22 protein-coding genes and 1 tRNA gene are annotated in these 26,289 nt (G+C 66.3%); 6 read left to right on the forward strand and 17 right to left on the reverse strand.

What is annotated here, in order from left to right:
* Positions 1-226 (forward strand): hypothetical protein (locus tag ABIN76_RS06675; RefSeq protein ID WP_346958943.1); only part of this gene is annotated, 226 nt, incomplete at its 5' end.
* Positions 227-243: 17 nt separating this feature from the next.
* On the opposite strand, the gene ABIN76_RS06680 is transcribed toward ABIN76_RS06675, so the two are convergent.
* Both ABIN76_RS06680 and ABIN76_RS06685 read right to left on the reverse strand, forming a co-directional pair.
* The gene (locus ABIN76_RS06680) at positions 244-1,374 is read right to left on the reverse strand and encodes a tyrosine-type recombinase/integrase (protein WP_346958944.1); all 1,131 of its coding nucleotides are present in this window, start codon (positions 1,372-1,374) and stop codon (positions 244-246) included.
* 88 nt (positions 1,375-1,462) lie between these two features.
* Positions 1,463-1,544 (reverse strand) — tRNA-Leu (locus tag ABIN76_RS06685).
* A 207-nt stretch (positions 1,545-1,751) separates the two neighbouring features.
* On the opposite strand from ABIN76_RS06685, the gene ABIN76_RS06690 reads away from it, so the two are divergent.
* Positions 1,752-2,357: an ANTAR domain-containing response regulator gene (locus tag ABIN76_RS06690; protein WP_056739732.1), complete on the forward strand. Its 606-nt coding sequence runs from the start codon at positions 1,752-1,754 to the stop codon at positions 2,355-2,357.
* A gap of 97 nt (positions 2,358-2,454) precedes the next feature.
* On the opposite strand, the gene pyk is transcribed toward ABIN76_RS06690, so the two are convergent.
* The 11 genes from pyk to hisI form a co-directional block, all read right to left on the reverse strand.
* Positions 2,455-3,951 carry a pyruvate kinase gene (gene pyk / locus ABIN76_RS06695; protein WP_346958945.1) on the reverse strand — a complete coding sequence of 499 codons (1,497 nt, stop codon included), beginning with the start codon at positions 3,949-3,951 and terminating at the stop codon, positions 2,455-2,457.
* A gap of 91 nt (positions 3,952-4,042) precedes the next feature.
* The gene (locus tag ABIN76_RS06700; protein ID WP_346958946.1) at positions 4,043-5,500 is read right to left on the reverse strand and encodes a glutamate synthase subunit beta; all 1,458 of its coding nucleotides are present in this window, start codon (positions 5,498-5,500) and stop codon (positions 4,043-4,045) included.
* Positions 5,493-10,109: a glutamate synthase large subunit gene (gene gltB / locus ABIN76_RS06705; protein ID WP_346958947.1), complete on the reverse strand. Its 4,617-nt coding sequence runs from the start codon at positions 10,107-10,109 to the stop codon at positions 5,493-5,495. Before gltB ends, ABIN76_RS06700 begins: the two co-directional genes overlap by 8 nt.
* Positions 10,110-10,380: 271 nt before the next feature.
* Positions 10,381-11,610 (reverse strand): prolipoprotein diacylglyceryl transferase, encoded by a 1,230-nt coding sequence (lgt, locus tag ABIN76_RS06710; RefSeq protein ID WP_346958948.1) that lies wholly within the window; start codon positions 11,608-11,610, stop codon positions 10,381-10,383.
* A 3-nt stretch (positions 11,611-11,613) separates the two neighbouring features.
* Positions 11,614-12,414: a tryptophan synthase subunit alpha gene (gene trpA, locus ABIN76_RS06715; protein ID WP_346959124.1), complete on the reverse strand. Its 801-nt coding sequence runs from the start codon at positions 12,412-12,414 to the stop codon at positions 11,614-11,616.
* Between the two features lie 53 nt (positions 12,415-12,467).
* Positions 12,468-13,829, reverse strand: a complete 1,362-nt coding sequence (gene trpB / locus ABIN76_RS06720; RefSeq protein WP_346958949.1) for a tryptophan synthase subunit beta — start codon at positions 13,827-13,829, stop codon at positions 12,468-12,470.
* A 90-nt stretch (positions 13,830-13,919) separates the two neighbouring features.
* Positions 13,920-14,735, reverse strand: coding sequence for an indole-3-glycerol phosphate synthase TrpC (trpC, locus tag ABIN76_RS06725; protein WP_346958950.1), 816 nt, complete (start codon positions 14,733-14,735; stop codon positions 13,920-13,922).
* Between the two features lie 2 nt (positions 14,736-14,737).
* Entirely contained in the window at positions 14,738-15,025 is a 288-nt protein-coding gene (locus ABIN76_RS06730; protein ID WP_346958951.1) for an HGxxPAAW family protein, read from the reverse strand.
* 114 nt (positions 15,026-15,139) lie between these two features.
* On the reverse strand, positions 15,140-15,769 hold the full coding sequence (locus ABIN76_RS06735) for a Trp biosynthesis-associated membrane protein (RefSeq protein WP_346958952.1): 630 nt from the start codon (positions 15,767-15,769) through the stop codon (positions 15,140-15,142).
* Positions 15,766-17,334: an anthranilate synthase component I gene (locus ABIN76_RS06740; RefSeq protein WP_346958953.1), complete on the reverse strand. Its 1,569-nt coding sequence runs from the start codon at positions 17,332-17,334 to the stop codon at positions 15,766-15,768. The genes ABIN76_RS06735 and ABIN76_RS06740 overlap by 4 nt, the downstream gene beginning before the upstream one ends.
* Positions 17,335-17,422: 88 nt before the next feature.
* Positions 17,423-17,815, reverse strand: a complete 393-nt coding sequence (gene hisI / locus ABIN76_RS06745) for a phosphoribosyl-AMP cyclohydrolase (RefSeq protein WP_346958954.1) — start codon at positions 17,813-17,815, stop codon at positions 17,423-17,425.
* Between the two features lie 144 nt (positions 17,816-17,959).
* Here hisI and ABIN76_RS06750 point away from each other — a divergent pair, with 144 nt between their 5' ends.
* Positions 17,960-18,604 (forward strand): TIGR03085 family metal-binding protein, encoded by a 645-nt coding sequence (locus tag ABIN76_RS06750; RefSeq protein WP_346958955.1) that lies wholly within the window; start codon positions 17,960-17,962, stop codon positions 18,602-18,604.
* A gap of 458 nt (positions 18,605-19,062) precedes the next feature.
* On the opposite strand, the gene ABIN76_RS06755 is transcribed toward ABIN76_RS06750, so the two are convergent.
* Complete coding sequence (locus tag ABIN76_RS06755) at positions 19,063-19,956, reverse strand: helix-turn-helix transcriptional regulator (RefSeq protein WP_346958956.1); 894 nt, start codon at positions 19,954-19,956, stop codon at positions 19,063-19,065.
* Between the two features lie 155 nt (positions 19,957-20,111).
* Between ABIN76_RS06755 and ABIN76_RS06760 the strand changes: the two genes are divergently transcribed.
* The 3 genes from ABIN76_RS06760 to ABIN76_RS06770 all read left to right on the forward strand — a co-directional run bounded on the left by ABIN76_RS06760 (position 20,112) and on the right by ABIN76_RS06770 (position 22,939).
* Positions 20,112-20,954, forward strand: coding sequence for an SDR family oxidoreductase (locus ABIN76_RS06760; protein ID WP_346958957.1), 843 nt, complete (start codon positions 20,112-20,114; stop codon positions 20,952-20,954).
* A gap of 109 nt (positions 20,955-21,063) precedes the next feature.
* A complete protein-coding gene (locus ABIN76_RS06765; RefSeq protein ID WP_346958958.1) occupies positions 21,064-21,837 on the forward strand; it encodes an SDR family NAD(P)-dependent oxidoreductase in 774 nt (257 codons plus the stop codon).
* Positions 21,838-21,913: 76 nt separating this feature from the next.
* Entirely contained in the window at positions 21,914-22,939 is a 1,026-nt protein-coding gene (locus ABIN76_RS06770; protein WP_346959125.1) for an aldo/keto reductase, read from the forward strand.
* A gap of 207 nt (positions 22,940-23,146) precedes the next feature.
* On the opposite strand, the gene ABIN76_RS06775 is transcribed toward ABIN76_RS06770, so the two are convergent.
* The 3 genes from ABIN76_RS06775 to ABIN76_RS06785 are packed head-to-tail and all read right to left on the reverse strand — an operon-like array spanning position 23,147 to position 26,036.
* A complete protein-coding gene (locus ABIN76_RS06775; RefSeq protein WP_346958959.1) occupies positions 23,147-23,959 on the reverse strand; it encodes an AAA family ATPase in 813 nt (270 codons plus the stop codon).
* Positions 23,956-25,383, reverse strand: a complete 1,428-nt coding sequence (locus tag ABIN76_RS06780; RefSeq protein ID WP_346958960.1) for a Mu transposase C-terminal domain-containing protein — start codon at positions 25,381-25,383, stop codon at positions 23,956-23,958. Before ABIN76_RS06780 ends, ABIN76_RS06775 begins: the two co-directional genes overlap by 4 nt.
* Positions 25,384-25,424: 41 nt before the next feature.
* A complete protein-coding gene (locus ABIN76_RS06785) occupies positions 25,425-26,036 on the reverse strand; it encodes a recombinase family protein (protein WP_346959126.1) in 612 nt (203 codons plus the stop codon).
* Positions 26,037-26,289 lie beyond the last annotated feature (253 nt).

Below are 26,289 nucleotides of genomic sequence, written 5' to 3' on the forward strand. Positions count from 1 at the left end.
CCAGCGGGCACATCAACTGGCCGCCCATGGGCAGAAACTACTGGCCATTGACAGAGCTGCAAAGGGAGAGTTCCCGCATTCCGTCTGGGGCAAGGGAAAGATCGTCTTTACGTCTGTCCACTTGAAGGAGATTGCTCTGTTGCGCGAAGTCCGATCCACGAACCCCTCCCCGGCTTCCGTCCGAATGATCGGGACCCGTGCCCAGGGACGCCAGAAATACTCGTAGTTTGGCGAGGACCGCAGCTAGCCGCGCCAGACAACGGCGGACCTCTCAACGGCGTCCGCAGCATCTTGAAGGGCTTGAGGCATCAAGTGGCCGCACACCTGCTCCGTCGTCCGGGTGGATGCGTGCCCCAGGCGCCTGGACACAGTGAATAGAGAAACGCCATCTTGGATCAGCCAGGACGCATGAGTGTGACGCAGGTCGTGAATTCGGGGCTCCTTGGTGAGTCCGCGGGCTTGCGCCGCCTTCACTGCGGGAACCCAATAGTGATGCCAATACAGCTTGTGAACGATCCGTTCACCCTTCGGCGTCGTAAACAGAAGCTCCGATCCGGGACGGCTGGCCACTAGGGGGATGAGAACCTCCACTAAGTGCGGGTTTAGCGAAACGGTCCTCTTGCCGGCGCCCGTCTTGGTGGCACCGATGTAGTACTCGGAATCTGCGCCGCGTTTCCACGCCTTGTTGATCCGCATTGTTGCGGGCCTGGACATGAGGTCCACATCGGCCACGGTCACGGCAGTTGCCTCGCCAAAGCGTGTTCCGGTCATGACCAGGAACTCGGTGAAGGCCCTGTACCTCTCCCCCATACCCTCAAGGATCATCCCAAATTCGGCGTGGGTCAGGAACCGGGTCTCATCTTCCGCCTTTTCGCCCGAAGGTAGCTGTACGCCGCGGCAGGGATTTTCCTTCCGGTATCGCAGCATGACGGCCGTCTCCATTGCGGCGAAGATCAGGCCGTGGTTGTTCTTGATGGTTTTGGGAGACCTGCCCTTCTGCTGCATCGTCTTGATCCAGTAGGTCAAGTGCCGGTAGTCAAGCTTGTCGACCGGGATATGACCGATGACGTCCGCAATGTGCAGCTTCAGCATCGTCTGGTACGTGTGGACAGTCCCGACGGACGGGCGAACCAAAAGGTCGATGTGTTCCTGAATCACTGCCGCCACTGTGGGTGATTTGGTCTGGTTCTTGACCATCGCATGCTGGGCGATTTCGAAGGATTGATTATTTGCGTCAAGGAGCCGCTTCAACGTCTGAGCTTCAGCCGACGTAGCGAAGGTGATCCCCTCTTGCTTTCGCGTCTCGGGGTTCCGCCAGCGGACCGTAAAGGATGTCGATCCATCCGATTTTTTTCGTTCCCAAATGCTGGCCATGCCTGAAATTCTAGGCTTCGTGTGCACAGAAAACGAGTTTCTGTGCACACTCCAGCGGCCAAATCAGCTCTGACCAGGGAAAACACTGTGCCCGAGGTGGGACTCGAACCCACACACCTTTCGATACCGCATTTTGAGTGCGGCGCGTCTGCCAATTCCGCCACTCGGGCGCGGAGTACACCGGTTGTCATATTCGCCTGCTCCATGGTGCTGTGAGCAACGCGATCGCTTCCGGTGCGCGAAATTACTCTACATGCAGATAGGCTGAATTCCAGAATCGCGCCAGTGACGCCGCATCGATCCCAACCGGCCCCCAGTACACCAGCGGACTTGCCTCAGATGGTTCAGTTCCCGCCGTACCTTTCCAAGGAGTACCCGTGTCAGAACAGACGGAGTCAACCCCCACCTCCCAGCCGGCGCGCCGTGTCGTGGTCGCCGAGGATGAGACCCTCATCCGCCTGGACATCATCGAGATCCTGCGCGGCGAAGGCTACGACGTCGTCGGCGAAGCGGACAACGGCGAGAAGGCCGTGCAGCTCGCGGAAGAGCTGAAGCCTGACCTCGTCCTGATGGACGTCAAGATGCCCGTCATGGACGGCATCTCCGCCGCTGAAAAGATCGTCAAGGCCCGCATCGCCCCGGTGGTGCTGCTGACCGCGTTCAGCCAGAAGGAACTAGTCGAGCGCGCCCGCGACGCCGGCGCCATGGCCTACGTGGTCAAGCCCTTCACCCCGGCGGACCTGATCCCCGCCCTGGAGATCGCCCTGTCCCGGCACGAGGAGATCAAGGCCCTCGAAAGCGAAGTCAGCGACCTACAGGAGCAGTTCGCCACCCGCAAGCTCGTGGAGCGCGCCAAGAGCCTGCTGACCACCAAGATGGGCTTGACCGAGCCGGAGGCCTTCCGCTGGATCCAGAAGACCTCGATGGACCGCCGACTGAGCATGCGCGAGGTTGCCGAGACCATCATCAACCAGGTCAACTAGCGCCCGGCAGGCCCGGCAAACGGGCCCACCGACAAAGGGAGGGTCCCCGCCGCTGAATACCAGCGGCGGGGACCCTCCCTTTGTATTGCCTGAAGAACTAGACCTTGGTGTTCTTCTTCTTCTTTTCCGGCCAGGGGCCGAGCTTGTCCTTGGTGACGGCCTCGCCGTGGCTGCCGGCGTCGGCCAGGTCGCCCACCTTGTGGACCTTCAGCATGTTGGTGGACCCGGCCTTTCCGGGAGGCGAACCGGCCGCAATGACCACCATGTCGCCGTCCTCGACGAGGTCCATCTCCAGCAGGTTGCGGTCCACCTGGGCGGTCATCTCATCGGTGTGGCCCACCATCGGGACCAGTACCGGTTGGATGCCCCAGGTCAGCGCCAGCTGGTTCCAGACGTGCTCCACCGGGGTGAAGGCGAAGACGGGGCGGATCGGGCGCAGCCGGGAGAGGCGGCGGGCCGAGTCGCCGGACTGGGTGAAGGTACAGATGTACTTCGCTTCCAGCTGGTCGGCGATTTCGACGGCGGCCCGGGTGATGGCGCCGCCGCGGGTCTTCGGCTTGGTGCCCAGCGGGGGGACGCGCTCCAGACCGTGGACCTCGGTGGATTCGATGATCCGGGCCATGGTCTTGACGGTTTCGATCGGGAACTTGCCCACGCTGGTCTCGCCGGAGAGCATCACGGCGTCCGCGCCGTCGAGCACGGCGTTGGCGCAGTCGGAGGCCTCGGCGCGGGTCGGGCGCGGGTTGTCGATCATGGATTCGAGCACCTGGGTGGCCACGATGACGGGCTTGGCCCAGCGGCGGGCCAGTTCGACGGCGCGCTTCTGCACGATCGGCACTTCCTCGAGCGGAAGCTCCACACCGAGGTCGCCACGGGCCACCATAATGGCGTCGAAGGCGTCGATGATTTCGGGGAGCTGCTCCACGGCCTGCGGCTTTTCGATCTTGGCGATCACCGGCACGCGGCGGCCTTCTTCGTCCATGATTTCGTGGACGCGCTTGATGTCCGAGGCGTCGCGGACGAAGGAGAGAGCCACCATGTCCACGCCGCGGCGCATGGCCCAGCGCAGATCGTCCTCGTCCTTTTCGCTCAGGGCGGGGACGTTGACGGCGACGCCGGGCAGGTTGATGCCCTTGTTGTTGGACACGTAGCCGCCGACGACCACCTGGGCGACGACCTTGACGTCGTCGACCTCGATGGCCCGCAGGGCAACCTTGCCGTCGTCGATCAGCAGCGAGTCGCCGGGGTTGACGTCCTCAGTGAGGCTCTTGAGCGTCGTGGAGCAGATGTCCTTGGTGCCCGGAACGTCCTCGGTGGTGATGGTGAAGGTGTCACCGACGGCCAGCAGGTGCGGCCCGTCGACGAAGCGGCCGAGGCGGATCTTCGGGCCCTGCAGGTCGGCCATGATGGCGACGGCCTTGCCGAGCTGCCCGGCGGCCTTGCGGACGTTGTCGTAGGTGTTGTCGTGCACGGAGTAGTCTCCGTGGCTCATGTTCATGCGGGCCACGTCGACCCCGGCTTCCAGCACGGCGAGCGTGTTCTCGAAGCTCGCGATCGCCGGTCCGAAGGTGGCCACAATTTTAGCGCGTCTCATATACCTACCCTAGTTGTCTCTTGGTTGTTTTAAGTTCTCGCGGGAATGAACGGCCGGTGTCCGGCCCGGGCCCGCAAGGGGCCGGGCCGGACTACAGGACGGCGATCGCGCGGTCGGTCGGCGCTACCGGCGCCGGGAGAACGGTGCTGCCCATCAGGAACTTGTCCACCGCGGCGGCGCAGGCGCGGCCCTCGGCGATCGCCCAGACGATCAGCGACTGGCCGCGGCCGGCGTCGCCGGCGACGAAGACGCCTTCAGTGTTGGTCATGTAGTAGCCGTCCCGTGCCACGTTGCCGCGGCCGTCGAATTCGGCGTGCACCTGGTCGGTGATTCCGGCCGGTTCGGCGCCGGTGAAGCCCAGCGACAGGAAGACCAGGTCCGCCGGGATGATCCGCTCGGTGCCGGCTTTGGGCAGCCGCTTGCCGTCAACGAATTCGGTTTCAGCGACCTTGACGCCGGTCAGCTTGCCGTTCTCGCCGACGAATTCGACGGTGGACGCCAGGTAGGTGCGCTCACCGCCTTCCTCGTGGGCGCTGGCCACCTCGAACAGGGTGGGGAACGTCGGCCAGGGCTGGTGCGCGGCCCGCTCCGCGGACGGCTGCTTGCCGATCGCCAGCGTGGTCACGGATGCGGCCTGGTGCCGGTGCGCGGTGCCGAGGCAGTCCGCGCCGGTGTCGCCGCCGCCGAGGATGACCACGTGCTTGCCGGCGGCGTTGATCTGGTTTTCGACCGTCTCGCCGGCCACCACACGGTTGGCGGGGACCAGGTAGTCCATCGCAAAGTGCACACCTTCGAGCTCGCGGCCCGGGATCGGCAGGTCCCGCGGCACGGTGGCGCCGGTGGCCACCACGACGGCGTCGTAGCGCCGGCGCAGCTGCTCCCAGGTCACGTCGGTGCCGACGGCGACGCCGGTCCGGAAGCGCGTGCCCTCGGCCTTCATCTGGTCGAGGCGGCGGTCCACGTGCTCTTTTTCCATCTTGAAGTCGGGGATGCCGTACCGCAGCAGGCCGCCGATCTTGTCGTCACGCTCGTACACGGCGACGGTGTGGCCCACCCGGGTCAGCTGCTGCGCGACGGCGAGCCCGGCGGGGCCGGACCCGACGACGGCGACCGTCTTGCCGGAGAGGCGCGCCGGCGGCAGCGGGGTGACCCAGCCGTTGTCGAAGGCCTGGTCCACGATGGAGACCTCAACCTGCTTGATGGTCACGGCAGGCTGGTTGATCCCCAGCACGCAGGACGCCTCGCAGGGTGCCGGGCAGAGCCGGCCGGTGAACTCGGGGAAGTTGTTGGTGGCGTGCAGCCGTTCCATCGCTTCCTCGCCCTTGTCCCGCCAGACGAGGTCGTTCCACTCCGGGATGAGGTTGCCCAGCGGGCAGCCCTGGTGGCAGAACGGGACGCCGCAGTCCATGCAGCGGCCGGCCTGGCTTTTCAGGACACCCTTTTCCTGGGCTTCGTAGACCTCTTTCCAGTCCATGATGCGGACCGGAACGGGACGGCGGGGCTGCGTTTCACGCTGGCGTACTTTCAGAAATCCGCGTGGATCAGCCACCGGTCACCTCCAGGATTCGAGACCAAACTTCTTCGCCGTCGGGGTCCAGGCCCTCTTCGATGGCGTCAAGACGGGTTTGCAGCACCGCCGCGTAGTCGCGCGGCAGCACCTTGGTAATGCGGGCGGCGGTGTCGTCAAAGTTCTCGAGCAGCCGGGCCGCGTGCAGCGACTCGGTTTCCTCGAGGTGCTTGACCAGCAGCCCGTGGACAATTTCGCGGTCCTCGGCGTCCAGTTCGCGCAGCTGCAGCTCGCCGGCGTCGAGTGCCTGCTTGTTGACCCGTTCGGTCTGCAGGTCCAGGACGTAAGCGGTGCCGCCGGACATGCCGGCGCCGAAGTTGCGGCCGGTGCGCCCAATGATCAGCGCCTGGCCTCCGGTCATGTACTCGCAGCCGTGGTCGCCAATGCCTTCGACCACCGCGGTGGCGCCGGAGTTGCGCACCATAAAGCGCTCCCCCACCTGGCCGCGCAGGAACAGCTCGCCGCTCGTGGCGCCGTAGCCGATCACGTTGCCCGCGATCACGTTCCGCTCCGCGGCGAACACGTTGGTGCGGTCCGGGCGGACGATGATGCGGCCGCCGGAGAGTCCCTTGCCGACGTAGTCGTTGGAGTCGCCGAACATCCGCAGCGTGATGCCGGCCGGCAGGAACGCGCCGAGGGACTGGCCGGCGGTGCCGGTCAGCGTGATGTCGATCGTGTCCGTGGCCAGCACGTCGGTGCTGAAGGTCTTCGTGACCACATGGCCGAGCATGGTGCCCACGGACCGGTCCGTGTTGATCACGTCGACGGCGATCTTCACCGGGGTGCGGTCGCTCAACGCTTCCGCGGCCATCGCGATCAGCCGCTGGTCGAAGTGCTTGTCCAGCTCGTGGTTCTGGCCGGTGAGGTTGCGCAGCGGGGCGTCGTCGTCGAACTCCAGTCCGTGCAGGATGGGGTCCAGGTCCAGCCCTTCGGCCTTCCAGTGGCTGATGGCCTCGCGGGTGTCGAGCATTTCGGCGTGGCCGATCGCCTCTTCCAGGCTCCGGAAGCCGAGCTCGGCGAGGATCTCACGGACTTCCTCGGCCAGGAACTCGAAGAAGTTGACCACGAATTCGGGCTTGCCGTTGAAGCGTGAACGCAGCTCGGGGTTCTGCGTCGCGACGCCCACCGGGCAGGTGTCCAGGTGGCAGACGCGCATCATGATGCAGCCGGAGACCACCAGCGGTGCGGTGGCGAAACCGAACTCCTCGCCGCCGAGCAGCGCGGCGATCACCACGTCGCGGCCGGTCTTCAGCTGGCCGTCCACCTGCACCACCACACGGTCGCGCAGGCCGTTGAGCATCAGGGTCTGCTGGGTCTCGGCAAGGCCGAGTTCCCAGGGCACGCCGGCGTGCTTGAGCGAGTTCAGCGGCGATGCGCCGGTGCCGCCGTCGTGCCCGGAGACCAGTACGACGTCGGCCTTGGCCTTGGTGACGCCGGCGGCGACCGTGCCGATGCCGACCTCGGAGACCAGTTTGACGTGCACCCGCGCCGAGGGGTTGGCGCGCTTGGCGTCATAAATCAGCTGCGCGAGGTCCTCGATCGAGTAGATGTCGTGGTGCGGGGGCGGGGAGATGAGTCCGACGCCGGGCGTAGAGTGCCGGGTCCGGGCCACCCAGGGGTAGACCTTCTGTGCCATCAACTGGCCGCCCTCGCCGGGCTTCGCGCCCTGCGCCATCTTGATCTGGATGTCGTCCGCGTTGGTCAGGTACAGGCTGGTCACACCGAAGCGGCCCGAGGCGATCTGCTTGACCGCCGAGCGCCGGGTCGGGTCCAGCAACCGGTCCACGTCCTCGCCGCCTTCACCGGTGTTGGACTTGCCGCCCAGCCGGTTCATGGCGATCGCGAGGGTCTCGTGGGCCTCCTGCGAGATGGAGCCGTAGCTCATCGCGCCGGTGGAGAAACGCTTGACGATGCTGGAGACGGGCTCCACTTCCTCAAGCGGGACCGCCGGGCGCAGGCCGCCCTTGAACTTCAGCAGCCCGCGCAGGGTCATCAGGTTCTGGGACTGGTCGTCCACGCCGCGGGTGTAGGCCTTGAAGATGTCGTAGCGGCGTTCACGCGTGGCGTGCTGCAGCCGGAACACAGTTTCCGGGTTGAACAGGTGCGGTTCGCCGTCGCGGCGCCACTGGTACTCGCCGCCGCCCAGCAGGGGCTGGTGCGGCAGTTCGATGCCGCTTTCCGGGTAGGCCATCCGGTGCCGCGCCGCGACCTCGGCGGCGATGACGTCCAGGCCCACGCCGCCCAGCTGGGAGTGCGTGCCGGCGAAGTATTCGTCCACCAGTTCCTGGCCCAGGCCCAGCGCCTCGAAGGTCTGGGCGCCGGTGTAGGAGGCAACCGTGGAGATGCCCATCTTGGACATGATCTTCAGGACACCCTTGCCGAGGCCCTTGATCAGGTTGTAGACGCCGTCCTGGGCGGTGACGCCGGTGACGTCGCCGGAGGAGATCAGCTGCTCCACGGATTCCATCGCCAGGTACGGGTTGACCGCGGACGCGCCGTAGCCGATCAGCACGGCGACGTGGTGCGTCTCGCGGACGTCGCCGGCCTCGACCACCAGCGCGGTCTTGGTCCGGTTGGCGCTGCGCAGCAGGTGGTGGTGCACGGCGCTGACCAGCAGCAGCGACGGGATCGGCGCCCACTGGGCGTTCGAGTCGCGGTCCGAGAGCACCACATACTGGACGCCGCGGTTGATGGCGCCGGAGACCTGCTCGCAGATTTCGGTCAGCCGGGCGCGCAGGGCGTTTTCCCCGCCGTCGGGACGGTACAGGCCGCGCACCTTCATGGCGACCCTGTCGCCGTCGGCGTTTTCGATGTTGGCGATCTTGGCCAGCTGGTCGTTGTTGATCACCGGGAACGGCAGCGAGACCTGCGGCTGGCGGACCTGCTTGGTGTCCAGCAGGTTTCCGTTGGGGCCGATCGCGCAGGTCAGGGAGGTGACCAGTTCCTCACGGATGGCGTCCAGCGGCGGGTTGGTGACCTGTGCGAAGGACTGTACGAAGTAGTCGAAGAGCAGCCGGGGCCGCTTGGAGAGCACAGCCACCGGGGTGTCCGAACCCATCGCGCCGAGGGGTTCGGCGCCGGTGCGGGCCATCGGGCCGAGCAGGATCTTCAGTTCCTCGGTGGTGTAGCCGAAGGTGCGCTGGCGGATGTTGACCGAGGCTGCCGTGTGCACCACGTGCTCGCGTTCGGGCAGGTCCGCCAGGTCGATCAGGTTGTCCTTGAGCCACTCGGCCCAGGGGTTCGCCGCGGCGACCTCGGCCTTGACCTCGGCGTCGTCGATGATCCGGCCGGCTTCGGTGTCGACGAGGAACATTTTGCCGGGCGAGACGCGGCCCTTCTTGACCACCTTGGAGGGTTCGACGTCGATCACGCCCACCTCGGAGGCGAAGACGACCAGGCCGTCCTCGGTGATCCAGTACCGGCCCGGGCGCAGCCCGTTGCGGTCCAGGGTGGCGCCGACGAGGTTGCCGTCGGTGAAGGACACGGCGGCGGGGCCGTCCCACGGTTCCATCAGCAGCGAGTGGTACTCGTAGAACGCGCGCCGGGCGGGGTCCATCGTGGCGTGGTTTTCCCAGGCCTCGGGGATCATCATCATGATCGAGTGCGTGATGGGCCGGCCGGAGAGCCAGAGCAGTTCCGCAACCTCATCGAAGGAGGCCGAGTCCGAGGCGCCCGGGGTGCAGATCGGGTAGAGCTCTTCGGGGCTGTCCCCCAGCAGCGGGTTGGCCAGCTGCGACTGGCGGGCACGCATCCAGTTCCGGTTGCCCTTGACCGTGTTGATCTCGCCGTTGTGCGCGATGGTGCGGAACGGCTGGGCCAGCGGCCAGGACGGGAAGGTATTGGTGGAGAAGCGCGAGTGGACGATCGCGAGCTTGGTCTTGAAACGCTTGTCCGAGAGGTCCGGGTAGAACGGTTCGAGCTGCGCTGTGGTCAACATGCCCTTGTAGACGATGGTCCGGGAGGACAGCGAGGGGAAGTACACGCCGAACTTGTTCTGGGCGCGCTTGCGGATCCGCCAGGCCCTGGAGTCGAGTTCGTTCCGGGAAAGGGTCTCCCCGGTGCTGGAGGCGAAGAACGGCTGCGCGAAGTACGGCATGCAGGCCCGGGCCATGGCGCCCACCAGGTCGGCCACAATCGGGACCTCACGCCAGCCCAGGACGGTGAGCCCCTCGTCGGCTGCGAGGCCTTCGATGCCGGCCTTGGCGGCGTCGGATTCGCGCTGTTCGGCCGGCAGGAACGCGGTACCCACCACGTACTGGCCGGCGGCGGGCAGTTCGAAGTCGGTGACCGCGCGGAAGAACTCATCCGGGACCTGCATGAGGAGGCCGGCGCCGTCGCCGGTTCCCTCATCGGCGCCGACGGCACCGCGGTGCTCGAGGTTGCGCAGGGCGGTCAGTGCGGCGTCAACAATGTCGTAGCCGGGTTCGCCGCGCAGGGTGGCGATGATGGCCAGGCCGCAGGCGTCCTTCTCCTGCTCCGGGTTGTACAGTCCGGCGGCGTCGGGCAGTGCCGCGAAACGCTTGAACGGTGAGATAGCCGTGGCGGGCTGGTCCGGACCGGACCAGCTGGGGCTGTGCAGGGTTTGGGTCATGGGAGACGTCCTTCCTCCTGATCGTGCGTATGGGAGGGACAACATTGGCCCGTATCGGTGCGCCGGTGTGACGGGCACAACAACGTGTTTTTCCTACTCGAATTGTAGGCCAGCGCCGCTTGCTGTACGAACAGTTACGCGGGCCGCCGGCCCGGGTTTGCATAGCGTGCAGCTGTCTGCTGCCTGCCGTCCCATGCAAACCATCTCGCCACGACGCTGTGGACTCGGGCCCAGCCGGCGTTCGCCCTGCAGCCCGATTGCCGGCGCTGAGCTACTTGGTGCTGTCAGCTTCCGGCGCGGTTCCGGTGCCCCTGCTGCCGGATGCTCCGGTGGCAGGTTCTCCGCTGGCGGGTTTGATGCCGCCGGTTGATTCGCCGGGCGCTTCGGCTGGGGCCGAAGCGCGGTCCGGACCGCTCTGGTTACCCGGGACATTATCACGCGATTCAGTATCTGAGACAGCAGTGTCCGAATGGCGGATAGTCGCGGTGGTGGCCGGCACCGTGGCCGGCTCCGCGTCGGCGTCGTCCGCCTCGGCGTCGTCCTTGGCGGTTGCGTCGGAGGTTGTTGCGTCGGCAGCGTCCCCCGTCACAGCGGCCTCCGGTTCGCGGCCCGGCAGGTAGGGGGTGTCCGGGACCTCGCGCTTGCGCAGGCCCAGGACGATGAAGACCGCCAGGGCGGCGATGAGCACGAAGATGCTGGTCCAGACGTTGAGCCTGGTGGTGATGCCGAAGAGGGTGATCTGCTCGGCGTCGTCGATCCGCATGGCTTCGATCCAGACGCGGCCCAGCGTGTAGTAGATGGCGTAGAGCCAGAACAACCGGGCGCGGCGGAAGGAGAACCGACGGTCCAGGGCGAGCAGCACCACCACGCCCACGAGGTTCCACAGGGATTCGTAGAGGAACGTGGGGTGGAACAGTGTGTCAGCCGGCATGCCGGCCGGGAAGTTGGGGTTGTCGGCGTCGACCTGCAGGCCCCACGGCAGGGTGGTGGGGCCGCCGAAGAGTTCCTGGTTGAAGTAGTTGCCCCAGCGGCCGATCGCCTGGGCGAGCAGCAGGCCGGGGGCGGCGGCGTCCATGAAGGCGCTGAGCTTGACGCCGGCGCGGCGGCAGCCGATCCAGGCGCCGACGGCGCCGAGCACCACGGCCCCCCAGATCCCGAGGCCGCCGCGCTGGATCTGCGGGATCAGGGACAGGTCCCCGGTGCCGTCGAAGCCGGGGCCGAAGTAGGCGTCCGGGGAGGACACCACGTGGTAGAGCCGGCCGCCGATGATGCCGAACGGGATGGCCCAGATGGCGATGTCCCAGACGCTGCCCTCAGGCGCGCCGCGGCGTGCCCAGCGCACGGACGTTAGCCAGAGGCCGGCGATGATGCCGGCCAGGATGCACAGCGCGTAGGCGTGGATCCGCAGGGTCCCCCAGGGCAGCGGGATATCGAAGCCGGACCAGTCCGGGCTCGGAATGCTCGCGGGAACCATCGCTGCCGCGTGGAGGATTGACTGCATTGCTTACGCTTCTTCCCTGGTGAGGCCGGTGCTGAGCTCTTTCGTCAAGGACGCTACAGCATCGACGCCGCCCTCACCGATCGCCGCGACGAGGGCCGTGCCGACGATGACGCCGTCGGCGTAGGCGGCGATTTCGCGGACGTGGCCGGCGTTGGAGACGCCGAGGCCCACGCAGACGCGGTCAGCGCCCGCGGCGTGGGCTGCGGCGACGACGTCCTTGGCCGCGGAGCTGACGGAGGTGCGGGCGCCGGTGACGCCCATGATGGAGACGGCGTACACAAACCCGCGGCTCGCGTCGACGGTGCGCTTCATCCGTTCCGGTGAGGACGACGGTGCCACCAGGAACACCCGGTCCAGGCCGTACTTTTCCGAGGCGGCCATCCATTCCCCGGCCTCGTCCGGAATCAGGTCCGGCGTGATGAGCCCGGCTCCCCCGGCGTCGGCCAGGCGGCGGGAGAACTCGTCCACGCCCATCCGGACCACGGGGTTCCAGTAGGTCATGACCAGGACGGCAGCCTCGGTTTTGCTCGTGATGCCGCGGACGACGTCGAAGACCTGGCTGACGTGGAAGCCTTTGGCGAGGGCCTCGGTGGTGGCGGCCTGGATGACCTGGCCGTCCATCACCGGGTCCGAATACGGGATGCCGATCTCGATCAGGTCGGCGCCGTTTTCGGCCAGCGCGATGCCGGCGGCGATGGTGTCCTCAACGCTCGGGTAGCCGGCGGGCAGGTATCCGATCAGGGCGGCCCGGCCCTGGGTCCTGGCCCGGTCAATGGCCGCCGCGGACTTGCTGGCCGGCTGCAGATTGTCTTCGGCGCGGCTTTCGCTCTGGCCTTCGGTGCTGTTGTCGGCGTGGCTCACAGCTGCTCCCCCTCCTGGGCGATCTCGTGCTCGGGTGAATCCTTGTCCAGAAGGTCGAACCATTCCGCGGCGGTGGCCACGTCCTTGTCGCCGCGGCCGGAGAGGTTCACGAGCACGATCTTGTCTGAGGCGCCGCCGGGGGTGTCTCCGGCGTCGGCGGCCAGCCGCTGGCCGACCTTGATGGCGCCGGCCAGGGCGTGCGCGGACTCGATGGCCGGGATGATGCCCTCGGTGCGGCAGAGCAGCCGGAAGGCTTCCATGGCCTCGCTGTCCGTGATCGGCTCGTAGCTGACCCGGCCGATGTCGGCGAGGTAGGAGTGCTCGGGTCCGACGCCCGGGTAGTCCAGGCCGGCCGAGATGGAGTGCGACTCGATGGTCTGGCCGTCGTCGTCCTGCATCAGGTAGGAGCGGGCACCGTGCAGCACGCCGGGCTTGCCCAGCGTGATGGTCGCCGCGTGGCGTCCGGTTTCGACGCCCTCACCGCCGGCTTCGAAGCCGTAGATCTTCACCGAGGGATCATCCAGGAAGCCGTGGAAGATGCCGATCGCGTTGGAGCCGCCGCCGATGCAGGCGCAGACGGCGTCCGGCAGCCGGCCGGTCTGTTCCAGGATCTGGGCGCGGGCTTCCTCGCCGATGACTTCGTGGAAGTACCGGACCATGGCCGGGAACGGGTGCGCTCCGGCGGCGGTGCCCAGCAGGTAGTGGGTGTTGTCCACGTTGGCGACCCAGTCGCGGAGCGCCTCGTTGATGGCGTCCTTGAGCGTCTGGGAGCCGTTGGTCACCGGGACGACGGTGGCCCCGAGGAGCTCCATCCGGGCCACGTTGAGGGCCTGCCGGCGGCAGTCCTCGGCGCCCATGTAGACCACGCACTCCAGGCCCAGCAGGGCCGCGGCGGTGGCGCTGGCGACGCCGTGCTGGCCGGCCCCGGTCTCGGCGATCACGCGGGTCTTGCCCATCCGCTTGGCGAGCAGCGCCTGGCCCAGCACATTGTTGATCTTGTGCGAGCCGGTGTGGTTCAGGTCCTCGCGCTTGAGGAAGATCCGCACTCCCCCGGCGTGCTCGGCGAAGCGCTTGGCTTCGGTGAGCAGTGAGGGGCGTCCGGAGTAGTTCTTGTTCAGTTCCGCGATCTGCGCGGTGAACTCGGGATCGGCCTTGGCCTTCTCGAAGGTGTCCTCGAGCTCGTCCAGGGCGGCGATGAGGGACTCGGGCATCCAGCGGCCGCCGTAGGAGCCGAAGTAGGGTCCCGGGTTGTGGCGCAGGGAGGGTGCGCCCTGCGGTCCGTCTTCATCCGGCCGGCTGCCTTCCAGGAACGCATCCACGGGGCTGTCCTCTGAGCCGGCTGTTGGCGCATCGACCATCAGTCTCACCATCCTGTTCCACTGCTAACTAGATCTTCGGTGCCGCACGGAAGCGCCGCGGAGTCCGGCCGGGAATCCGGCCGGGCGCGGTCAGGAACGTGCAGCGATTTCTTCGGCTCCGGCGGCCATGAATTCGGCGATCCGCTCGCGCGGGGTCGCATCGCTGACCAGCGCCTCGCCGACCAGGACCGCGTTGGCGCCGCTGGACGCGTAGTGCCGGACGTCGTCGACGCCGCGTACACCGGATTCGCCCACCACAAGTGACCCGGCCGGGATGCCGGCGGCGAGTTCGGCGAAGACGGAACGGTCGACGTCGAGCGTCTTGAGATTACGGACGTTCACGCCGATGATCCGGGCTCCCGCGGCGACGGCGCGCTCAACTTCACCGGCGGTGTGGGTTTCCACGAGGACGTTCATGCCCAGTTCGTGGCTGAGCGCGCTGTACTCGCGCAGCTGCATGTCGGACAGGGAGGCGACGATCAGCAGGACCAGGTCGGCGCCGTGGGCACGGGCCTCCCAGATCTGGTACTCGTCGATCATGAAGTCCTTGCGCAGCAGCGGGATGTCCACCGCGGCCCGGACGGTGTCCAGGTCCGCGAGCGAGCCGTTGAAGCGCCGCTGTTCGGTGAGGACGCTGATCACGGCCGCGCCGCCGTCGGCGTACTGCACTGCCAGCGAGGCCGGGTCCGCGATGCTCGCCAGGTCGCCCTTGGAGGGGCTGCGCCGCTTGATCTCGGCGATCACCTTGAGTTGGGACCGGTCCGTTGGCCCGCCGAGGGCGGCCCAGGCGTCGCGTGCCGGGGCGGCCGTCGCGGCACGCTCCTTCAGTTCGGCGAGCGTGACGAGGCGCTGGCGTGCCTCCATATCCTCCCTGACACCGGCATTGATGTCATCGAGAACAGTCACTCTTAGTGGCCGGAGTTCTTCAGCTTGCTGCCGCCGACGCCGTATCCGGCTTTGCGCATAACGAAGCCGACCACGAGGCCGATCAGCATGACGGCCGCGCCCGCGATGAAGATCGGGGTGTTGGCGATCACGAAGGCGATGGCTGCGATGAGGGCGCCGATCAGCATCACGATCACGGTGGTCCAGGCCGCCGGGCTGTTGCCGTGGCCGGTCGGCTCGCTGTGGTCGACGCCGTCGTAGACGCCGGTGCCGGCGGCGGGCTTGGGTGCAGAAACAGGGGCTTTGCTCATGGAAATCTCCTCAGGATCAATACTGCTTACATTCTGCCATTTATTGGCGGCGCCGTTGGCCGCGTTGCTGGCTTTGTGACCGGCCGCGGCCGCAGGGGCACCCGCGGCGCCGGCTCAGGTGGGGTCGTCGCCGCGGGAGAGCCGGTCCCAGCTGTCGATCTCGTCGGTCGGCCCGGCGGGGTCCGAGGGGCCGCCGGTGGCGGCGGCGTCGTACTTGGTGCGGCTCTTCCAGTACCGTCCGGCGGGCACGATCGCCAGGGCGCTGAGCCCCAGCAGGGAACCGGCGACGACGGCGAGGACGGGAAAGGCGGTGGTCGCCACCTGGACGTTGCTGCCGCTGATGCCGGTGGCGGCGGCGATGGAACCCTGCGCCGCGGCCAGCGGGTCGGCCAACACGGTCGCCGCGGCGGCAACGATCCCGGCGGCGGCGAGCAGGATGATCGCCGTGATGACCCACCGGGCGATGCGTCCGGCGATCGACGCGGCGAGGCCGCCGGCCAGCGCAACCAGGGCCAGCGCCGTCACCGTGGTGGCTGCCTTGCTCCCCTGGACCTGCAGTCCGTCCTGGCTGCTGACGCCCTGGCCCAGCTGGCTGGGGTCCAGCTGGACGGACAGCCAGGTCTGGGTGGTGGTGCCGAAGACCGCCAGCGCCAGCGCGGCGACGACCAGGACCAGGGTGGACTTCCGGGCCCAGCGCGGGACGGCCGGGCTGGTGCTCTTGATCGTTCCCGCGGGGCCGGTCATGGCTGCTCCGTCCCGGCGGCGGGTACCGTGTCGGCCGTGATGTTGCGCAGCGACTGGGCCGTGTGGACCGCGCGCATGGGGGCGGCGGCCTTGTTGATGGTTTCGATCGCCTCGGTGGCGTTGACGGAGTCGGCCACGATCCCGCCGCCGGCCTGCACGTAGGCACGGCCTTCGCGGAGCAGCGCGGAGCGGATGGCGATCGCCATGTCCAGGTCGCCGGCGAAGTCCAGGTAGCCCACGACGCCGCCGTAGATGCCGCGGCGGTGCGGTTCCAGCTCGTCCAGCAGCCGCAGCGCCCGGGGTTTGGGCGCGCCGGAGAGGGTGCCGGCCGGGAAGGTGGCCTTGAGCACGTCGTACGCGGTGGCGGACGGGGCGAGTTTGCCCACCACCGTGGATACCAGGTGCATGATGTGGCTGAACCGCTCCACCTCCATGAACTGGGTGACGTCCACGGTACCGGCCACACAGACCTTGGAGAGATCGTTGCGGGAGAGGTCCACGAGCATGAGGTGTTCGGCGCGTTCCTTCTCGTCGGCGAGCAGTTCCTCGGCGAGGGCCTTGTCAGCTTCGATGGTCTTGCCGCGCGGCCGGGATCCGGCGATCGGGTGGGTGATGACGTCCTCACCGGTTACCGTGACCAGGGCTTCCGGGGAGGAGCCCACAATCGAATACTGGCGGCCGGCGGCGTCCTCGAGGCTGAAAATGTACATGTAGGGGCTGGGGTTGGTGTTCCGCAGCACCCGGTAGACGTCCAGCGGGTCGGCTCCGCATTCCATCTCGAAGCGCCGGGAGATCACCACCTGGAAGACCTCGCCGTCGACGATTGCCTCCTTGCCGCGGTCCAGGGCGGCGAGGTAGTCGTTCTCGTCCCAGCGCTCCTGGACGCTGGAGGCGAAGTCGACGGCGGCGGGCTGCAGCACCGAGATGGGCTGTTCCGTGGGGGCGCTGACCTTGGCCAGCAGGTTTTTCACCCGGGCGACGGCGTCGTGCCAGGCCTCGTCGACGCGTTCGGAGCTGTTGTCGAAGTTGATCGCGTTGGCGATCAGCAGCACGGTGCCGTCCATATTGTCGTGCACGGCCATGTCCGTCACGAGGTTCAGCGCCATTTCCGGCAGCTGCAGGTCATCCTCCGGCGGGCTGGTGAGTCTCTCCCAGTGCCGGACCGTTTCCCAGCCGAGGAAGCCGACCAGGCCGGAGGTGAAGGGCGGCAGGCCCTCGAAGCGGTCGGTGTGCAGGGCGCGGAGGGTGTCGCGGATGGCGTCGACCGGGCTGCCCTCCAGCGGCACGCCCACGGGCGGCTCGCCGAGCCAGTGTGCCTGCCCGTCCTTGGTGGTCAGGGTGGCGCGGGACCGCGCGCCGATGAAGGAGTAGCGGGACCAGGCGCCGCCCACCGCGGCGGACTCCAGCAGGAAGGTTCCCGGCTGGCCCTGGGCGAGTTTGCGGTACAACCCGATCGGCGTTTCGGCATCAGCCAGCACTTTCAGCCGGACGGGGATGACACGGCTGTGGCCGGCGAGTTCCCGGAACTCGTCCAGGCTGGGGCTGATGATTCCAAGGTCCTGCATGGCTGCGTTTTTCCGCCTGTTCTCTTGCTCTGTTGCTGGTGGGAAGCCGCGCTGCGCGCCGCGGTGGAGTGCGGCTGTGCGCGCGGGGTCAGTCGGCGTAGCCGACGACGGCGTCCAGCGCGCGTCCGTCGAAGCACGTCCGGGTGCCCGTGTGGCAGGCCGCGCCGACCTGGTCGACGCGGACCAGCAGCGCGTCGCCGTCGCAGTCGATCGCCAGGGACTTGACCCACTGGACGTGGCCGGAAGTGTCGCCCTTGCGCCAGTATTCCTGCCGGGAGCGGGAGTAGAAGGTGACGCGTCCGGTGGTCATGGTGCGGTGCAGCGCCTCGTCGTCCATCCAGCCGAGCATCAGCACCTCGTTGGTGTCATACTGCTGGACGATCGCCGCCACCAGGCCGGCACTGTCCCGTTTCAGGGACGCGGCCAGGCCGGCAGGGAGCGGAGTTTCGCTGACGGGGGCGGGGGCGGGCTGCTCAGACATCAGCTCAAGTCTAGTGCCTCGGGGCCGGCCGCCGCCCGGCGCCGGCGGCCCCGCGCTTAACATGCCCGCCAAAAGGCCGCCGCCGCCAAAATCACGGCGCCCGCGGTGCACACGCACCGGCGTCTCGTGCTAGTTTCACAAGTGATGCATTTCGTCGATCCATCCCGAGAAGTTCTGGCCGAAACCTTGCTGGCGGCCGGTCCTGACTCCCCCACGCTCTGCAAGGGCTGGCAGACCCGGGATCTTGCTGCCCACCTGTACCTTCGCGAGCGAAAAGCCCGCGTTGGACTGGGCCTGCTGATCAAGCGTTTGTCCAAGGCCTCGGACGAAGCTACGGCCGAACTCGCCGCCAAAGTCCGGACGCCGGACGCCTACGCGCGGCTGGTCAACACCTTCCGCGCCGGTCCGCCCGCGCTCTCCCCCATGCGGATCAAGGCCCTGGACGAAAGCTCCAACCTGATCGAATATTTTGTGCACACCGAGGATGTCCGCCGGGCGGTGGACCGCTGGGCCCCGCGCGCCCTGGACGAGGCCTACTCCGACGCTCTCTGGGATGAACTGATCAAGCGTGCCGCCATCCTGTACCGCGGCGTGGACCTGGGCATCGTCCTGGTGCGCCCGTCCGGTCCCCGGCATGTGGCCAAGCGCGCGCCCGTCTCGGTCGCGATCGTCGGCGAACCGGGCGAACTCCTGATGCACGCGCATGGCCGGACCCGGCACGCGCTGGTGACCTTCGAGGGCCAGCCGGACGCCGTCGCTCTGCTGCAGTCCGCCGAAGTCGGCCTCTAAGCGCCTCAGCCAACCTTGTCGGTCCTGGCATCCGTGAGTTTGGCCTTAGACCGGTCGCCCCGCAGTCCACGTGCGCAGTCCTAGGCACAATACTTCACAGAGCAGGAGCGGGTGTCGCGCTTGCATTTGCCCCGGCCCGTAAATTCCAGCGTCGGTGCCTAAACACTCCGCGCCGGTGCGTCTCGCAACCCTAGGGATTCAAGACACTGAGGTTATGAGACACAGGGATCCAGATATGGCGACCGGTTCAGGTGTCCGTAAGGGGATCCCTGAACGTGCATTCCTCACGAACCGCACAGAAATCAACCACCGGAAACAGGCCCTCTAGCCATGAGCTCCGGGCAAAAATGGCATCGGCCCACGTGACTGAGCAAGATCACCCTTGCCACCGAATTGGCCGGCAGGAAGTTCCCCGCTGCGGACCGGTTGCGCTGCTTGAGGGTTCTTGGTCGTGAGGACTAGGAGTCTGTTGGGGCCGCTTGGCGTTGGCCGGCCGCGTCGCTGGTTACACTCCAGCTGGCGAGGAGTTTCAGGGCGTCGACGGTGTGGGAGCCGGGAGGGGCGCTGTAGGCGATGAGTTGGAGGCCGCGTTCAGCGGAGAGGTCCATCGCTTCGAAGTGGAGGTCGAGGTCTCCGACGATCGGGTGGGTGATGAGTTTGATGCCGGTGCGGTGTTCACGGACGTCGTGGGAGGCCCACAGCGTTCGGAAGGGTTCGCTGCGGGTGGAGAGCTCGCCGATGAGGTCGCTGAGGATCCGATCATGGGGGGAACGGCCGGCTTCGGCGCGCAGGAGGGCGACTGTGGCGTACGCGGCGTCGTCCCAGTCCCGGTAGAAGGCGTCGGCGCGAGGGTCGAGGAAGACGAACCGGCCGAAGTTGGCGGGTCGCTGGGGTTGTACGTAGAGCTCGGAGAACACGGCGTAGCCGAGCTTGTTGGCGGCAAGGATGTCGAGGCGGCCGTTCTGGATGAACACGGGCACGTCGGTCATGGCATCGATGAGTTGCTGGAGGCCGGGGCGGATTTGCTGGGGGCGGGTGACACCGCGGCGACGCCGGGGGTGCTCTCCTTCGTTGGCTGTGCGCACAAGGTCATATAGGTGGGTTCGTTCAGCGTCGTCGAGTTGTAGAGCGCGGCTAATGCCTTCGAGCACGGCCTCGGAGACGCCTTTGGCGTTACCTCGCTCGAGTCTGACGTAGTACTCGACGCTCATCCCGGCTACAAGGGCGACTTCCTCCCGGCGCAGACCTGGCACACGGCGGCGTCCACCGAAATCGGGCACGCCAATCTGTTCAGGGGTGAGCCGGGCACGCCTGCTGATCAGGAACTCACGGAGGTCATTCGGGGTGTTCATGTCTTCGAATTTACGCCCTCCGCTCGCTCGTAGGGGGTCCCCAGTATTAACCGGATAGGCAGTGACTGCCTCACGCATAGCGGAAGTCGTTGACTGGATTCATCACCCCATCAGGGCCGCCGTAATTGCCGGCCCATACGACAGTAAGGCACATCATGGCTGACAGTAACGTTTGGTTCATCACCGGTGCGGGCCGCGGTCTCGGCGTCGATATCGCCCAGTCCGCTCTCTCCGCCGGTCACAAGGTCGTCGCGACCGGCCGCAACGCGGATAAGGTGCTCGCCGCGATCGGCGAGCACGAGAACCTGCTCACCGTCTCCCTCGACATCACTGACCCCGCCGCCGCGGATAACGCCGCGCAGGCAGCCGTCGACCGATTCGGTCGCATCGATGTCCTCGTTAACAACGCGGGCAACTTCTACGCCGGCTACTTCGAGAACATCAGTGACGAGCAGCTGCGCAAGCAGATGGAAACCAACTTCTTCGGTCCGCTGAACGTGACCCGCAGCGTCCTGCCGGTCATGCGCAAGCAGCGCTCCGGTCAAGTCATCACGATCACCTCCGCAGCCGGCCTCATCGGCCAGGAATTCTGCGCCGCCTACGCACCGTCGAAGTTCGCCCTTGAGGGCTGGATGGAATCGCTGCGCTACGACCTCGAGCCCTACGGCATCAAGACCGTGGCCGTGGAACCAGGATTCTTCCGCACTGAACTGCTCGTCGAGGGGTCCTCCACCATCTGGCCGGAACTGGTCATCGAGGACTACGCCGAGCGCACCGCACAGACCATCGCCGCGTGGTCGAGCATGAACGGCCAGCAGGGCGGCGACCCGAAGAAGCTCGCACAGGCACTGGTCACCCTGTCCGACTCCAAGGAGCTGCCGCTGCGCTTCCTCGCGGGAGCCGATGTCATGGGCAGCGTCGAGCAGAACCTCGCCGTCATTCAGGGACAGATCGACGCCCACCGCGACCTGTCGTCCTCCCTCAACTACGAGAGCTGATCCAACAGACAGCGAACGCGTACCGACCCCGCATCACTGATGCCGCGGCCAAGTAGGGGCATCAGATCATCAACAGAGAAACCACACCTCATGCAAAGGACCCCACCTCATGACTTTGAAGTTGACCGGAACTGTCGCGATCGTCACCGGCGCCAGCAGCGGTATCGGTGAGGCGACCGCGAAGGAACTTGCCGCTCACGGCGCGACCGTCGCCGTCGTTGCCCGCCGTAAGGAGCGCCTCGACACCCTCGTGACCGAGATCGAGGCCGCCGGCGGCGCCGCCTTCGCCATCGCCATCGCCGCAGACATCACCGACCGCGCCCAGGCGGAGCAGGCCGTCCAGGGCGTCGTCGACCGGTGTGGCCGGCTCGACGTCCTGATCAACAACGCCGGCCTCATGCTGCTCGGACACGTCGTGGATACCGATGTGGAGGAGTGGGAGCGGATGATCGCCGTGAACCAGAACGGCCTGCTCTACATGACTAAAGCCGCGCTGCCGCACCTGCTCACGTCCGCCAGGGACGATCTGCGCGGTGTTGCCGACATCGTGAACATTTCCTCGATCGCTGGCCGCCAGGCGTGGGCGAACTTCGCTGCATACAACATGACCAAATTCGGGGTGAACGGCTTCACCGAAGCGCTCCGTCAGGAAGTCACCAAACTGCAGGTCCGCGTCGGCGTCCTCGAACCCGGAGCGGTCGCCACCGAGCTCGTGTCGCAGAACAGCCAGAAGGTCCAGGACGACCTGGCCGCCTCGGACGGCGCGGCGATCCCCGTGCCGCTGCAGCCGGTCGACATCGCCGAGAGCATCGCGTTCATGGTGACCCGTCCGGCCCGATCCTCCATCGCCGAGCTGTGGGCCATGCCCACTTCCCAGGCCTAGAACACCCGACACCAGAAACACCTGAGACCAGAACGGACACCATCACACGAAGTACCGAACACTCACCGGAACAGGCATCAGCGTCTCCAACCTCGCCTTGGGCACGATGGGCTTCGACACCGAAACCGAAGAATCCGAAGCGTTCGCCATCCTTGACCGGTTCGTCGAAGCCGGCGGCAACCTGCTGGATTCCTCGAACGTCTACGGCGCCGGCGCCTCTGAGGAGCTGCTTGGCCGCTGGTTCGCCAGCCGTCCCGTCGATGTCACCAGCCGGGTCGTCCTGGCAACGAAGGGCCGCTACGGAACCGGACCGGACACCAACGACAACGGGTCCTCGCGCCGCAACCTGTCCCGCGCTGTCGACGCGTCGCTGACCCGCCTCGGCCGCGAGAACATCGACCTGTACCAGTTGCACGGCTGGGATCCGCTGACCCCCATAGAGGAAACCCTGGGGTTCCTCGACGATGCCGTGCACGCCGGGAAGATCACCTACATCGGTCTGTCGAACTTCACTGGTTGGCAACTCCAGCTCGCCGTCTCGACCGCGAAGGCCATGGGCCTGCAGCTGCCGGTGACACTGCAGCCGCAGTACAGCCTCGTCGACCGGGAAATCGAGTTCGAGATCATCCCCGCCGCCCGCTACAACAACATTGGGCTGCTTCCGTGGTCTCCGCTGGCCGCCGGATTCCTCAGCGGAAAGTACTACAAGGGCGAAGCGTGGGCAGAAGGTACCCGGGCCGGCGCGGGCAACCCCATGAATGAGCACATCTTCCGTGAGTTCGCTGCCAAGGACCAGAACTGGGAGATCCTCGAGGCGGTCCGTTCGATTGCGAACACCCTCGGTGCAAGTCCCGCCCAGGTCGCCTACAGCTGGATCGCCAACCGGCCCGGCGTCGTCGCACCGATCATTGGTGCGCGCACCCTCGAGCAGCTCGAAGAGAACATTGTTGCAGCCGACCTCGACCTAGGCGACGAGGCGACCGCAGAGCTGGCGAAGGTCAGCGCACCGACCCCGAATGACTACCCCTACGGTCCGTTCGGCGTGCGGATGCGTCGACGCTATGTCGATTCCAGCGACCAGCCCATCCTCGAACTCTTCTAGAGCCCCCTCCCTTTGATGGGCACCCGGGACGACCCAGCCGTCTCGAAACCCATGGGATAAGAGACTTCTCATACGCCCCGCCGGTAGCCAGACGGCGGAGCGAAGGTTCGCTAGAACTCGGGCAACTTCTTACCGCCGGCGATTCTCATAACTACGTGTGACTGTTAGTTGGCAATGGCGGTTTTTTCACAGGTCGGTTTGGCGGTTTTAGCTGATTCCGATGACGAGTGTTGAGCGTGCGGCCTCAATGACGTCGTCGGTGATGGTGCTGAGTTCATTGATTTTCATGACCCGTTCGATTTGGGTGAAGAGCCGGTCGATGAGGCGGAAGTTGCCTCGGGTGATGCGGGCGACGGCGGCGATGGCCTGGGCATCGGTGAAGTCTTCGGGGTTCAGGGTCTGGCCGAGTTTGTGCCATCGGCGTTCGAGGACGAAATTCAGTTCTTCCTGTGCGAGTGGGCGGTATTCGTGGGCGAACCCGACCCTGCTGTAGAGCTGTGCGTAGCGGCTGAACCATTTTTCGATCCCGGGCATGCCGATGAGGATCAGGGCCATGTTGTCCCGGTCGTAGCGGTCGCGCAGCAGTTCCAGCGCGGTGGCGTTGAGCCGCTCGGACTCGTCAATGATGAGCAGCTCGACATATTTGTTGACGCGGGTGTGGGGCCCTGTCCCCTTGCCGATGTCTGACAGGTGTTGGTCCACGCAGATCGACACGCGTGAGTTGGTGTGCTCGATGTCCGCGTGGATCTGTTTGGGTGTGGTGAGTACGGCGGGGGTGTAGAAGACGGTGCGGGAGCGGGCGAGTGCGGCGTAGACCTGGTGATCGGATTCTTCCCGGGGTCCCCACTCCTCCAGTAGCTTCTGCGCCTTGTGCCAGTTGGCGTAGCGTCTGGCGGAGAGCGTCTTTCCAATCCCAGCCTGCCCGTAACAGATGCCGATTGTGTGCTGGCGGCGCACCGCGTCCGCAAACTCCACAAACCGGCGGTGCTCCTTGGTGGCAATGAAGCTTTGTGTTGTCATCGGTAGTCCTCCACGTAGGTGCGTAGCTTCGGGCGCTTCTTGGGTTGAACGCCAGGGGCCGGGGCGGGAGCCGGCTTCGCTGATGCCAGGTCCGGCAGGTGTCGGGCCACGACAGCGATGCGCTGGTTGATTTGTCCGCGCAGTTCCCTGCGGCGCGCCGATCGTGCGGCCTGGATGTCCTTCAGGGTGAGGGTGGAGGTTTCGTGGTCGGGGTCCACGGCTTTGCAGATGAACTGGTTTTTGTGGAAGACGCGGATCTCGGTCACGTCCCGCGGGTCGTAGCGGACAACGACGGGTTCGCGGACGTAGGCGGCCAGCAGGGGCGAGACGTATCGGAGTCCCTGGAAGTGCACGCCGTCGCGGTGGACGATCCGGGGTTTGGCCACGGTCAGCAGGAGCAGGTTCAATTCGTCCATGGTCGCAGGGAGCCGGGGCAGCCAGCCGTCACGTACCCAGGCATCATGCGGTGTTGTTCTGATCTCGGGGTGCTCTCGCTGGTGGTAGTCCTCCGAGATGAAACGGCTGATTGCCGTGTCGAGCTCCTTGAGTGTCAGTACCGGCGCAGGGGGCGGGTGCCCGTGGGCCAGGCGTCCGGGCAGTTCGGCCAGCAGTTCCGTATTAATGGTGCCGTAGAACCGTTCGATCTTTCCCCGCCCTTGGGGTCTTGCGACAGTTGAGTAGGTGATTTCGAAGTGCAGGTCCTTCGCTGTTTGGGCTAGGTGATGGCTAGTGAAGTCTGAGCCGTGGTCGACGTAGAGAACGTCGGGGATTCCGCACATCGGCCACCCTGCACCTGCCTTGGGCCAGATTCCCTGCCGCAGTGCCAGTGCTGTGTTCAGGGCCGACGGTGCTCCAAGGAAGAGCATGTAGCCGCAGATCGCGCGGGAGTAGTCGTCCATGATCGTGGTCAGCCACGGGCGCACGGGTTTCAGGTTGGCGTCCAGGACAAGGATGTCCAGTTCGGTGTGGTCTGTCTGCCAGATGGCGTTGGGACGTTCGGCCCGGTGCCGCCAGGCAAGTTCATAGGTGTCCCGGTAGGCGGCCGTTCCCTGCTGGGCGAGCATGATCATGCCGGGGTCCAGGCCCGCGGTGATGGAGCGGACCGTGCTGTAGGAGAGGGACGGCCAGTCGTGGCCGGCGGCGACGCGGTTGGCTTTGCGGGCGATGGCAGCTATAGGCAGAGGCGGTTTCACCAGGGCCAGGCCTTCAATGAGTGCGACCAGCTCGGGGGTGCTCCTGCGCCGGGTGGTCCCGCGGTTGGCTGTGGCCAGTCCGGCGATGCCGTCGCGTTTGTAAGCTGCGTGCCAGCGCTGCAGTGTCCGAAGCCCGATGCCTTCGTTCGCAGCAAGGGTCGTCAGCGGCACACCCTCTTCGATATGCCGGCGCAGGATCTGCCAACGCACCACCGCTGTCTGATCAGGCATGGAGGCAGTGTCACCGGTGAGGGTGCCGCTGCCTCCGGCCGTCACCGGACTGTTTTCTGTGTGGATGTGGAACGCCGCCGCGGCGCAGCAGGGACTGGTTCGCGCCGGAGTGCCCGGTAAACGGTGGTGCGGCTGACGCCCAGAACCTCGCCGATTTTCTCGACAGTCATGTCCTTCTGCTCATACATCCGGCGGGCGGTCCGGAGCTTGTCCTTCGTCAACAACGGAGGCCGGCCACCAACTCGCCCCCGCGCCCGCGCAGCCTGAAGGCCTGCGTTGGTCCGTTCGCGGATCAGATCCCGCTCAAACTCCGCCAGCGCCGCGAACACATGGAAGACGAGACGTCCGCCCGAGGATGTGGTGTCGATTGCCTCCTGCAGAGACCGGAACCCGATGCCGCGCTCCTGGAGATCGGCCAGCTGGTCAATGAGATGCCGGATGGATCGGCCGAGCCTGTCCAGCCGCCACACAACCAGTGTGTCCCCGGGACGGAGTTGATCCAGAACCTTGGTCAGTTCCGGGCGGGACTCCAGAGACCCGGAAGCCGTGTCGGTGAAGATCCGGTAGCAGCCGGCCGCCTTCAACGCGTCCTGTTGCAGGGCCGCGTCCTGGTCCCCGGTCGATACCCGGGCGTAGCCCAAAAGATGTCCCATACGCCCAAATGTACCAATACCCGTCAGCCAGCAGAAGAACCGGCACATAGAAACCGGCACTGAGTTTCGCTACGAAAATTGAGGGGTCATTGAATCTCTTCGAGGAGTTGGCTTGTGTCAGTTTCAGAAGTCGTCTGCACGAAATGTCAGTAGTCGTCTGCACCCGGACAAAGTCGGGACTACTCCGGTGTAGGCGGACCCTGACCGGGTCCTCGAGTAGGCGTAGAACAGCCTCAACTGAGTATGCGTGCTG

Source organism: uncultured Arthrobacter sp. (genome assembly GCF_964021775.1).
In the GTDB taxonomy this organism is placed as follows: domain Bacteria; phylum Actinomycetota; class Actinomycetes; order Actinomycetales; family Micrococcaceae; genus Arthrobacter.